General features: G+C 67.7%; 9 protein-coding genes and 2 pseudogenes. 5 read left to right on the forward strand and 6 right to left on the reverse strand.

Annotated elements, in window-relative coordinates:
- A pseudogene (locus RH90_RS23845) lies at positions 1–338 on the reverse strand (DNA polymerase Y family protein); the annotation flags it as partial.
- The gene (locus RH90_RS00230; protein WP_442852464.1) at positions 256–969 is read right to left on the reverse strand and encodes an ImuA family protein; all 714 of its coding nucleotides are present in this window, start codon (positions 967–969) and stop codon (positions 256–258) included. The pseudogene RH90_RS23845 and the gene RH90_RS00230, both read right to left, overlap by 83 nt.
- Positions 970–1,222: 253 nt before the next feature.
- On the opposite strand from RH90_RS00230, the gene RH90_RS00235 reads away from it, so the two are divergent.
- The 3 genes and pseudogenes from RH90_RS00235 to RH90_RS00245 all read left to right on the forward strand — a co-directional run bounded on the left by RH90_RS00235 (position 1,223) and on the right by RH90_RS00245 (position 4,986).
- On the forward strand, positions 1,223–2,521 hold the full coding sequence (locus RH90_RS00235; RefSeq protein WP_010183147.1) for a 3-methyl-2-oxobutanoate dehydrogenase (2-methylpropanoyl-transferring) subunit alpha: 1,299 nt from the start codon (positions 1,223–1,225) through the stop codon (positions 2,519–2,521).
- Between the two features lie 169 nt (positions 2,522–2,690).
- Positions 2,691–3,698: an alpha-ketoacid dehydrogenase subunit beta gene (locus tag RH90_RS00240; protein WP_010183148.1), complete on the forward strand. Its 1,008-nt coding sequence runs from the start codon at positions 2,691–2,693 to the stop codon at positions 3,696–3,698.
- Positions 3,698–4,986: pseudogene (locus RH90_RS00245) on the forward strand (dihydrolipoamide acetyltransferase family protein). The gene RH90_RS00240 and the pseudogene RH90_RS00245 overlap by 1 nt, the downstream one beginning before the upstream one ends.
- On the opposite strand, the gene RH90_RS00250 reads toward RH90_RS00245, so the two are convergent.
- The gene (locus RH90_RS00250; protein ID WP_029624907.1) at positions 4,983–5,255 is read right to left on the reverse strand and encodes a hypothetical protein; all 273 of its coding nucleotides are present in this window, start codon (positions 5,253–5,255) and stop codon (positions 4,983–4,985) included. The pseudogene RH90_RS00245 and the gene RH90_RS00250 overlap by 4 nt on opposite strands.
- Before the next feature lie 226 nt (positions 5,256–5,481).
- Positions 5,482–6,678 carry an acetyl-CoA C-acyltransferase gene (locus tag RH90_RS00255; RefSeq protein WP_010183150.1) on the reverse strand — a complete coding sequence of 399 codons (1,197 nt, stop codon included), beginning with the start codon at positions 6,676–6,678 and terminating at the stop codon, positions 5,482–5,484.
- Between the two features lie 113 nt (positions 6,679–6,791).
- Between RH90_RS00255 and RH90_RS00260 the strand changes: the two genes are divergently transcribed.
- The gene (locus RH90_RS00260; RefSeq protein ID WP_010183152.1) at positions 6,792–8,381 is read left to right on the forward strand and encodes a cisplatin damage response ATP-dependent DNA ligase; all 1,590 of its coding nucleotides are present in this window, start codon (positions 6,792–6,794) and stop codon (positions 8,379–8,381) included.
- Between the two features lie 30 nt (positions 8,382–8,411).
- The gene (gene pip / locus RH90_RS00265; protein ID WP_010183153.1) at positions 8,412–9,365 is read left to right on the forward strand and encodes a prolyl aminopeptidase; all 954 of its coding nucleotides are present in this window, start codon (positions 8,412–8,414) and stop codon (positions 9,363–9,365) included.
- 110 nt (positions 9,366–9,475) lie between these two features.
- On the opposite strand, the gene RH90_RS00270 is transcribed toward pip, so the two are convergent.
- Complete coding sequence (locus RH90_RS00270; RefSeq protein ID WP_010183154.1) at positions 9,476–9,997, reverse strand: thioredoxin family protein; 522 nt, start codon at positions 9,995–9,997, stop codon at positions 9,476–9,478.
- Positions 9,998–10,217: 220 nt separating this feature from the next.
- The coding region (locus RH90_RS24560) for a cold-shock protein (RefSeq protein WP_010183155.1) at positions 10,218–10,795 on the reverse strand (578 nt) is incomplete at its 5' end.

Genomic DNA, 10,795 nt, shown 5'->3' on the forward strand with positions numbered 1-10,795 from the left:
GGAGGGGAGGCAGAAGAAATCACCCGCGCATCGCGCAGCGGGGTCCGACCCTCATCGGGCGGCATCGCCTTGAACGGATGCGGCGCGGCCTCGCTCACGCGTCCGGCACTGCGGTGGCGCGCGTTCGCATCGAGTTCTCCGCTCCGCGCCCAGCGCGCACCCGGCCGCCAGCCGCCACCGCGCGGCACCGAGCACGCCACCGCCTGCTCGCGCGCCACCGCCTCGGCCATCCCCTGCGGATCTACGCTGGCGCCCTCAGGCGGCGCGGCTGAGCGCTCGGCCTGCGCCAGCCGTTCGATCGACCAGTCGGGCAGGTAGAGCGAGGCGACCCGTTTCATCGCATGCCTCCATCATCCAATCGGCGGAGTCGCCGCCGCGCTGGCGGACCAGCTCCACCTTCCACCGCGCCCGCCCGACGCCCGCCTCGCCGACCGGCAGCGGGGCCGAGGGCGCCGACGCGATCCGCCAGCGCGTCATCGCCGCCGAGGGGACCGCGAGCGGATTGCCGCCCTCGCGTGCATGGCGTTTCATCAGCAGCGCGATCGTCTTCCCGCCCTCCGCCGCGAGCTGCAGCCGCCGCGTATTGGGCATCGCCGCGCGCTTGACCTCGCCGACCACCGCGCCGAGCCCGCGATGCCGCAGCCCCTCCTCCATCAGCGCGAGCAGTTCGGCATCGTCCGCCGCCTCGGCATAGATCAGCCGCCCCGGCGCGAGCCCCGCCTGGTACAGCCCAGGCGCGAACAGATCGCGCCGCCGCACCACCCACAGCACCGGACCCCAGGCGCGCGCCGCGATCCCCGCCATGAACAAAGTCGCCGCGGCATCGTCCGACGGGGCGGGGCTCGCGGCGGCAATCTCGTGCAGCGAATCGAGCCGCAGCCCACCCGGCGCGAGCCGCTCGTCGATCGGCGCGATCCCGAAGGGCAGCACCGGTCGACGGCGCAGCCCGTCGCTCTCGACCTTCTTCAGGCTTTCGCGAAGCTCGGCTATGATCGCCGATCGAGGGGTGGCAGGACAGGACACGGCAGCGACTCACATAATGCATCGTTCCTATTTTGTTCTCTTCGGGGCATGCGAGTCAAGCTGGACCGCCATCCTCGTGCGACGGGTCATCGCATTCTTCGCGAAACCGCCCCTCGCCAAGTGCGTTGAAATTTTATAACAAGGCTCAAAGAACGATTCCGCTGTCGGTCGAAAGCCAGGCACGCGTTGTGGAGAGTATATGGCGACCGACCGAGTCCCCGATCATCTGAAGCCCAATCTTGCGCCTTTGTCGCTGTACGTCCCCGAACCCAAGTTCCGGCCGGGCGACACGGTCGACTTCACGCAGGTGCAGATCCCTGCCGCCGGCGAGGCGCGCCGGCCCGACACCGCCGACGCCGCGGGCAGCTTCACCGAGCTTGCCTATCATCTGGTGCGCGTGCTCGACGATGACGGCCAAGCGGTCGGTCCGTGGAATCCACGCCTCTCGCCCGATACGCTGCGCGCGATGCTGCGCAGCATGGCGCTGGTCCGCGCGTTCGACGAGCGCATGTTCCGCGCGCAGCGCCAGGGCAAGACGAGCTTCTACATGAAGTGCACCGGCGAGGAGGCGGTCGCCGTCGCGGCGGCTTATGCGCTCGATTACGAAGACATGTGCTTCCCGTCGTACCGCCAGCAGGGCCTGCTGATCGCGCGCGGCTGGTCGATGGTCGACATGATGAACCAGATCTATTCGAACACCGCCGACCGGCTGCAGGGCAAGCAGCTGCCGATCATGTATTCGGTCAAGGAAGCGGGCTTCTTCTCGATCTCGGGCAACCTCACGACGCAATATCCGCAGGCCGTCGGCTGGGCGATGGCGAGCGCCGCCAAGGGCGACACGCGGATCGCGGCGACCTGGTGCGGCGACGGATCGACCGCCGAGGGCGATTTCCACTCGGCCTGCACCTTCGCCAGCGTCTACCGTGCGCCGGTGATCTTCAACGTCGTCAACAATCAGTGGGCGATCTCGAGCTTCTCGGGCTTCGCCGGCGCCGAATCGACGACCTTCGCGGCGCGCGCGGTCGGCTATGGCATTGCCGGCCTGCGAGTCGACGGCAACGATGCGCTCGCCGTCTATGCGGCAACGCTCTGGGCGGCCGAGCGCGCGCGCACCAACCAGGGGCCGACGCTGATCGAGCATTTCACCTATCGCGCCGAGGGCCATTCGACCTCGGACGATCCGGGGCAATATCGCTCCGCGGGCGAGCCGACCGCTTGGCCGCTCGGCGATCCGATCAAGCGCCTCAAGGATCATCTCATCGCGCTCGGCGAATGGGACGAGGAGCGCCACGCGGCGCAGGACAAGGAATTGGCCGAGCAGGTCAAGGCCGCGCAGAAGGAAGCCGAGACCAACGGCGTGCTCGGCCACGGCCTGCACCAGCCGCTCGATACGCTGTTTGACGGCGTGTTTGAGGAAATGCCGTGGCACTTGCGCGAGCAGCAGGCGCAGATGGTGGCGGAAGAAACCGCCAGCGGCCGGCCATGGGCGCGGAAGTGATGGGTAGCGTTCAGCCCTTCGGCGTCGCCCTCGCGAAAGCGAGGGTCCCGCTTCTTTTTCTGGCGACGGGGCCAGGCAGCGGGATCCCCGCTTTCGCGAGGATGACGGAGTATGCAGCGTGAGCGATTCTGAAACCGCGGTCGAAACCGAAACCCCGACCTCCACCCGCATGAACATGATCCAGGCGATCAACTCCGCGATGGACGTGATGATGGGCCGTGACCCAGACGTGATCGTGATGGGCGAGGACGTCGGCTATTTCGGTGGCGTGTTCCGCGCGACCGCGGGGCTGCAGGCGAAATACGGCAAGACGCGCGTGTTCGACACGCCGATCAGCGAATGCGGCATCATCGGCGTCGCGGTCGGGATGGGCGCGTACGGCCTGCGCCCCGTCCCCGAGATTCAGTTCGCCGATTACATCTACCCCGCGCTCGACCAGCTCGTGTCCGAGGCGGCGCGGTTGCGCTATCGCTCGGCGGGCGAATTCACCGCGCCGATCACGGTGCGCTCGCCGTTCGGCGGCGGCATCTTCGGCGGGCAGACGCACAGCCAGAGCCCCGAGGGGATCTTCACGCACATTTCGGGCGTCAAGACGGTGATCCCCTCGACGCCGTACGACGCCAAGGGCCTGCTGATCGCCGCGATCGAGGACAATGATCCGACGATCTTCTTCGAACCCAAGCGCATCTACAACGGACCGTTCGACGGGCACTGGGACAAGCCGACGCAGAACTGGTCGCAGCATCCCGCCGGCGAGGTGCCGACCGGTTACTACAAGATCGAGCTCGGCAAGGCCAAGGTCGTGCGCCCCGGCGAGGCGCTGACCGTGCTCGTCTACGGCACCATGGTGCACGTCGCGCTCGCGGTGATGGAAGAAGCGGGGGTCGACGCCGAGGTGATCGACCTGCGCACGCTCGTCCCGCTCGACATCGAAACGATCGAGGCGTCGGTCAAGAAGACCGGGCGCTGCATGATCGTCCACGAGGCGACGCGCACCAGCGGGTTCGGTTCGGAGCTTTCGGCGCTGGTGCAGGAGCGCTGCTTCTACCATCTCGAAGCCCCGATCGAGCGCGTGACAGGCTTCGACACGCCGTACCCGCACAGCCTCGAATGGGCGTATTTCCCGGGCCCCGTCCGTATCGGCGAGGCGCTCAAGAAGATCATGAAGGACGCATAATGGCGCGTTTTACGTTCAAGCTGCCCGACATTGGCGAAGGCATTTCCGAGGCCGAGATCGTGGCATGGCACGTGCGCGTGGGCGACCGGATCGAGGAAGACCAGCAGGTCGCCGACATGATGACCGACAAGGCGACGGTCGAGATGGAATCGCCGGTGTCGGGCGTGGTGGTCGAGCTGGCGGGCGAGGTCGGCGACCAGGTGTCGATCGGCGCGGCGCTGGTGGTGATCGAGACCGATGCGGCGGATTTCGGAGCGGAGGAAGCGCCGGCGTTGCGCGATGATGGGCCGGCCGAGCTGAAGGCGGCGCCGGCGTCGGCCGAGCAGGTCGAGGTGGCGCAGCAATACGAAGCCGAAAATCCCGGTGTGGAGGAGGTGGTCTCAGGTGAGGCGCAACCGACTCCCCTCCCGCTTGCGGGAGGGGAGCAGAAAAGGCGCTCGCCTCCCCCGCCGTCCGCGCCCGTGCGGCCGATCTCGGGATTGACCTCGCGCAGGTGAAGACCGAGTCCGACCGCGTCCGCCACAGCGATCTCGACGCCTTCCTGCGCTACGGCCAGGGCCAAGGCTACCACACTCCCCACGCCAGCAACGCCCGCCCCGACGAACCGATCAAGGTGATCGGCATGCGTCGCCGCATCGCCGAGAACATGGCCGCGTCGAAGCGCGCGATCCCGCACTTCACCTATGTCGACGAGATCGATGTCACAGCCTTGGAAGCGATGCGCGCCGATCTCAACGGCGCGCGCGGCAACCGCCCCAAGCTGACGATGCTGCCGCTGCTGATCGCCGCGATCTGCAAGACGATCCCCGCCTTCCCAATGATCAACGCACGCTACGACGACGAAGCCGGTGTGGTGACCCGTCACGGCGCGGTCCATCTCGGCATGGCGACGCAGACCGATGCGGGCCTCACCGTCCCCGTCATCCGCGACGCGCAGGACCGCAACGTGTGGCAGCTCGCCGCCGAAATCCTCCGCCTCGCCGAAGCGGCGCGCGCCAACAAGCTGACCCCGCAGGAAATGGGCGGCGGCACGCTGACCGTCACCTCGCTCGGCCCGCTCGGCGGGATCGCGACGACGCCGGTCATCAACCGCCCCGAAGTCGCGATCATCGGCCCCAACAAGATCGTCGAGCGGCCGGTCTTTGTCGGCGACGAGATCGTCCGCGCGAAGCTGATGAACCTGTCGATCAGCTGCGATCACCGCGTCGTCGACGGCTGGGACGCGGCGAGCTTCGTCCAGGGCCTCAAGCGTTATCTCGAAACCCCGGTGCTGCTCTTCGCCGATTAACCGCGCAGCGCCGACCGTCTGCGGAGCAGCGCCTTCGGCGCAAGGCGGTTGGCGAACGCACTCTCGATCTGCGGCACGAGCGCATCGGCCGTCGGCGCAGCGGGCGCATCGTCGCCGCGCAGATTGACCGCGACGCTGGCTGGCCCGAACCGGCCCGCATGCTCGCGGACTTCGGCGAAGCATGCCGGCAATGTCTTATGACGCGAGCCTTGCGCGGAAAGGCTCGCATCGCCCTCGAATCGCCGCCAAGTCCATTCGGAAGAAGTCAAAGACATTTCCGACGGAACCAGAATAACCTCATAGCGAGCGTTGTTGGACATATCTTCAGAACGGGCCACAACAGGCGCTGTTCCGCAAGAATCTGATCTCTAACATACATCAAACAGATAAAGCGGAGCAGAAAACTGTAACATTTGTCTTCGGGACCATTCGCTGTGCTGCCGCAACTTCGTAAAAAGTTGAAAATCGGCCGTGTTCGCAGCGCCCCTAGCGCCGTTAAACGATTTCGAAAAGCCCCGCCGCACCCATTCCTCCCGCGGTACACATCGACACGACGACCCACTGCACGCCGCGCTTGCGCCCTTCGATCAGCGCGTGCCCGACAAGCCGGCTGCCGGTCATCCCGAACGGATGCCCGATCGCGATCGCCCCGCCATTGACATTATAGCGCTCGGGATCGATCCCGAGCGCGTCGCGGCAATAGAGACATTGCGACGCGAACGCTTCGTTCAATTCCCACAGCCCGATATCGCCGACCGACAGCCCCGCGCGGGCGAGCAGCTTGGGGATCGCAAACACCGGGCCGATTCCCATTTCGTCGGGCTTGCACCCCGCCGCCTGGAAGCCGCGATAGACGCCGAGCACCTCGCGTCCCTCGGCCCTGGCGGTGGCATGGTCCATCACGATCTGCGCCGAGGCGCCGTCGGACAATTGGCTGGCATTGCCCGCGGTGACGTTCGCGCCAGGGCCGGAGAAATCCCCGCCCGGCCAGACGGTCTTGAGCCCCGCGAGCGCCTCGGCGGTGGTGCCCGCACGAATGCCCTCGTCCTGCGCCAGCGTCACCGTCTCGCTGCCGGTACGCACCCCGGCCTTGTCGAACAGCGCCTTCTCGACCGTGATCGGCGCGATCTCCTCGGCGAAGGCGCCCGTCTCGAGTCCGCGCGCCGCGCGCTGCTGGCTCATCGCGGCATAGGCGTCCTGCGCCGCGCGGCTGACGTTGTAGCGCGTCGCGACGATCTCGGCGGTCTCGATCATCGGGATATAGGCGGCGGGCTCTCGCGCGGTCACCGACTGGTTGACGAAGCGCGGCGCGTCCTTGGTGACGGTGAGGCTGATCGATTCCATACCCCCCGCGAGCGCGACGTCGATCTCGTCGCACACGATCGAGCGCGCGGCGAGCGCGATCGCGGTCAGCCCCGATCCGCATTTGCGATCGAGCGTGAAGGCGGGGACGGTCTCGGGCAGTCCGGCGGCGAAGGTCGCCATCCGCCCGGCATTGCCGCCTTGGCTGCCCCATTGATTGCCGACGCCCCAGAAGATCTCGTCGATCCGCGCCGGGTCGATCCCGGCGCGCGCGACCGCGGCGTTCATCACATGCGCGGCGAGCACCGGCGCCTCGGTCGCGTTGAACGCGCCGCGATACGCCTTGCCGATCGGGGTACGGGCGGTTGAGACGATGGCAGCTTCACGCATGACGGGACCTTTCGAGGATCGGGTATGGCGTCTGGTCTAGGATTGCAGGCGGCGCGGAGCAAGGCCGGGATGTGGCTTGCGGAACCCCAGCGCCGCGCGCATGTTGAGGGACGATGCGCGCTTTCGCCGACCTTCTCGACCGGCTGATCTACACCCGCTCGCGCAATGCGAAGCTCAAGCTGATCACCGATTATCTGCGCGTCACGCCCGATCCCGATCGCGGCTGGGCGATGGCCGCGCTGACCGGCGAGCTCGACCTGCCCGGCGTCAAGCCCGCGGTGATCCGCACGCTGATCGAGCAGCGCGTCGATCCCGTGCTGTTCCGGATGAGCCGCGACTATGTCGGCGATACCGCCGAGACCGTCGCCTTGCTCTGGCCGACCCCGCCGATCGCGCCCGACCCCGAACCGCTGAGCATCGCGCAGGCGGTCGATCGCCTGTCGGCGCTGTCACGCTCGGATGCGCCTGCGGCATTGGCCGGGATGCTCGACCGACTCGACTCGGACGAACGTTTCGCGCTGCTCAAGATGGCGACGGGCGCGCTGCGGATCGGCGTGTCGTCGCGGCTCGCCAAGACTGCGCTGGCGAACGGTTTCGATCTCGATGTCGAGGCGGTCGAGGAAGTGTGGCACGGCATCGCCCCACCTTATACCGCGCTGTTCGACTGGGCCGAGCGACGCGGACCGCAGCCGACCGCCGCCGACGTTCCCGTGTTCCGGCCCTTCATGCTGGCGCACCCGCTCGAGGAGCTGCGCGTCGATCTCAAGGACTATGCCGCCGAGTGGAAATGGGACGGCATCCGCGTCCAGATCGTCCATGTTGCGGGCACGACGCGCCTCTACAGCCGCACCGGCGACGACGTGACCGCGAGCTTCCCCGAAGTCGCGCGCGATTTCACCACGCCCGGCGTGCTCGACGGCGAGCTGATGGTGAAGGGCGATGCGCAGGGGAACGCCACCGAAGAGGGCGGGGCGGCGAGCTTTAACGCGCTGCAGCAGCGATTGGGGCGCAAGGTCGTTTCGGCGAAGATGCTCGCCGAGGCGCCGGCCTTCGTGCGGCTCTACGACATCCTCTTTGACGGCGAGGAGGATCTGCGCGCGCTGCCGTGGGAGCAACGCCGCCCCCGGCTCGAGCGATTCGCCGCGCGACTCGATCCCGAGCGGTTCGACCTCAGCACCGTGATCGCCGCCGACGACTTCACCGCGCTCGAAGGCATCCGCGCCGGCGCGCGCGATGCCGCGATCGAGGGCGTGATGCTCAAGCGTCGCGATTCGCCGTATGTCGGCGGGCGCAAGACCGGTCTGTGGTACAAATGGAAGCGCGACCCGCTCACCGCCGATTGCGTGATGATGTACGCGCAGCGCGGGAGCGGGCGGCGCTCGTCCTTCTACAGCGACTATACCTTCGGCTGCTGGACCGAGGACGGTACGCTGCTGCCCGTCGGCAAGGCCTATTCGGGGATCACCGACGAGGAATTGAAGCGCCTCGACCAGTTCGTCCGCGGCCATACCACCGGGCGCTTCGGTCCGGTGCGCGAGGTCGAGAAGACGCTGGTGCTCGAAATCGCGTTCGACTCGATCCACCAATCGAAACGCCACAAATCGGGCGTGGCGATGCGCTTCCCGCGTATTTCCCGCATCCGCACCGACAAGCCCGCCGCCGAAGCCGATACCGTGGCGGCGCTCGAGCGGCTGATCACTTGACCGTACGGTGACAGCGTGCGTCATGCGCGCATGACCGACCTGCGCACGCTCTACCCCGAGATCGACCCTTACGAGACCGGCATGCTCGACGTTGGCGACGGCCACACGCTCTATTACGAGCGCTGCGGCACCCCCGGCGCGACGCCCGCGGTGTTCCTCCATGGCGGCCCGGGCGGCGGGATCTCGCCGAGCCATCGCCGGCTGTTCGATCCGGCGCGCTACGACGTGCTGCTGTTCGATCAGCGCGGGTGCGGGCGCTCGACCCCGCATGCCGAGCTCGCGGCCAATACGACGTGGCACCTGGTCGATGACATCGAACGGCTGCGCGCGCTGGTCGAGGTCGAGCGCTGGCTGGTGTTCGGCGGCTCGTGGGGCTCGACGCTCGCGCTGGCCTATGCCGAGACGCACCCGACACGGGTCAGCGCGCTGATCCTGCGCGGCATCTACACCGCGACCCCGGCCGAGCTCGCCTGGTATTATCAGTTCGGCGTCTCGGAAATGTTTCCCGACAAATGGGCGGGCTTCGTCGCGCCGATCCCGGCGGCCGAGCGCGGCGACATGATCCAGGCGTATCACCGGATCCTGACCGGCGACGACGAGTCGGCCAAGCTCGCCGCCGCCAAGGCGTGGACGATCTGGGAGGGCGAGACGATCACGCTGCTGCCCGATCCCGCAATGCGCGAGGCGTTTCAGGACGGGCATTTCGCGCTGGCATTCGCGCGGATCGAGAATCATTTCTTCGCGCATGCCGCTTGGCTCGAGGACGGGCAATTGTTGCGCGATGCCGGGCGGCTAGCGGGGATCCCGGGGACGATCGTCCACGGCCGCTACGACATGCCGTGCCCGGCGCGTTATGCCTATGCGCTCCACCAGGCCTGGCCCGAGGCCGAGTTCCACCTGATCGAGGGCGCGGGGCACGCCTATAGCGAGCCCGGCATCCTCGACCAGTTGATCCGCGCGACCGATCGGTTCGCGGGGGGCTGATCGAGCCGCCCCCCCGTCACCCTCGCGAAAGCGAGGGTCCCGCTTCTTCTACTTGCCGCGGGCGAGGCAGCGGGATCCCCGCTTTCGCGGGGATGACGGGGGCTGGAACGTTACTTGACCCAGCTCGCCAGCCAATCCGACAGCGCCTGCGGGCTGAGCGTGCGCGCGTCGGCGAGCGCGGCGGTGCGGCCGGCATTTTGCAGCGTATCGGTCTTGGGATCGACGATCAGCACGCTCGGCACGCCGCCGCCGAAATGGTCCTTGAGGCCATATTTCGCCGCCACATCGAGGTTCTTGTCGAAGCGGCCGACATCGACCGTGACGATCTCGTACTTCTTGGCGAGGAATTCGCGCAGGCCCGGCAATTCCATCGTGCCCGCCAGCAGGCGGCAGTCGAGGCACCAGTTCCCGCCGAGATCGATCAGCAGCAATTTGTGCTGCGCCTTTGCCCGCGCGCGCGCCGTGGCGACCTGCGCCTGCGCGTTGGCGGTCTCGTTGTAGGGCAAAGGAAGCGGCGTCTTGAGCTGCGCGAAGCTGGCCGCAGCGACCTTCGGACCGGGGGCGGCGAACGCGGGGACGGCGAGCGGGGCGGCGGCGAGGGTCAGGGCGATCGCGGCAAGGGCTAGGCGCATCGGAAATCCTTCTTTTCCCTTCCCCGGCGAAGGCCGGGGCCGAGGCGTGGGCGGGCAGTTGAGCGGTTCACGCCCAGACAACGCCTGACGGCGCGACTGGGCCCCGGCCTTCGCCGGGGAAGCGAGACGATAGGGATCCCCCTCGAGACCGCACACAAAGAAAAACCCGGCAGGCCTAAAGGCCTACCGGGTCTATCTCGTTACCGTCAGGCGAAAGCGGTTAGGCGATCGACGTCAGGTTCACTGCAGCCATCTTGCCGCGACGATCCACTTCCAGCTCGAACTCGAGCCGGTCGCCCTCGTTGAGCGAGGTCATGCCGCCGCGCTCGACTGCCGAGATGTGGACGAACGCGTCGGGCTGGCCATCGTCGCGCTGAATGAAGCCGAAGCCCTTCATCGCGTTGAAGAACTTGACCGTGCCGGTCGCCTTCTCGCCGGTCAGCTGGCGCTGCGGCGCGCCACCGGGAGCGGCGCCACGCGGGCCGCCGGGAGCTGCTGCGTCACGCTCGCGCGGCGGGCCGCGGTCGGTGACGGCCATCGGCTCGCCGTCGATCTTGAGGTCGGTCGCCGAAATGCGGCCGCCACGATCGACGAGCGTGAAGCCGAGCGGCTGGCCCTCGGCGAGACCGGTCAGCCCAGCCTGCTCGACAGCCGAGATGTGCACGAACACGTCCTCGCCGCCATCGTCGCGAACGACGAAGCCGAAGCCCTTCTGCCCGTTGAAGAATTTTACGACGCCGGTGCCTTCACCGACAACCTGCGGGGGCATGCCGCGGCCACCGCCGCCTGCGCCACCAC

Source organism: Sphingomonas sp. PAMC 26605, assembly GCF_000241485.1.
GTDB lineage: Bacteria > Pseudomonadota > Alphaproteobacteria > Sphingomonadales > Sphingomonadaceae > Sphingomonas.